The following is a 634-nucleotide window of genomic DNA, read 5'->3' on the forward strand; positions in this document are numbered from 1 at the left end:
CCGTATCGGAAGGTGCGGCTGGATCACCTCCTTTCCAGAGCTTCTCGCCAAGTTGAGCGCTCACGCTTATCGGCTGTAAATTAAAGACAGACTCAGGGGTCTGTAGCTCAGTCGGTTAGAGCACCGTCTTGATAAGGCGGGGGTCGTTGGTTCGAATCCAACCAGACCCACCACCGTCTTAGCCGACGGTACACCCTGAGGCAATCTGTACATGGGGGCATAGCTCAGCTGGGAGAGCACCTGCTTTGCAAGCAGGGGGTCGTCGGTTCGATCCCGTCTGCCTCCACCAATCTTCAATGACAAGCGTTCGAACGAAGCGTCGTTCGAGTCTTTGTCATTGGCGATTGAGCCAGTCAGAGCGGTACGAAAGTATCGGCTGTCGTTCTTTAACAATCTGGAAGAAGCAAGTAATTTGGATAGCGGAAGCGTCTTGAGATGGACGTGGAAACTATCCGGGTTGTGATTGTATCGATGTATCTCAAGATGATTCGAACTCTATGTTTGACTCAATTGGAATACGGCACAACGCGAGAACTCAACCTGTAGCGACTGTCGATGAGACAGACTCGTTATAGGGTCAAGCGAACAAGTGCATGTGGTGGATGCCTTGGCGATCACAGGCGATGAAGGACGC

At 52.1% G+C, this 634-nt stretch carries 2 tRNA genes; both read left to right on the forward strand.

Annotated features, from left to right (window positions below):
* Positions 1-96: 96 nt before the first annotated feature.
* Positions 97-173: transfer RNA gene (locus BME24068_RS34780), tRNA-Ile, on the forward strand.
* Between the two features lie 40 nt (positions 174-213).
* Positions 214-289 (forward strand) — tRNA-Ala (locus BME24068_RS34785).
* The last annotated feature ends 345 nt before the right edge of the window (positions 290-634 follow it).

Source organism: Burkholderia anthina, from assembly GCF_902498995.1.
Classification (GTDB): Bacteria; Pseudomonadota; Gammaproteobacteria; order Burkholderiales; family Burkholderiaceae; genus Burkholderia; species Burkholderia anthina.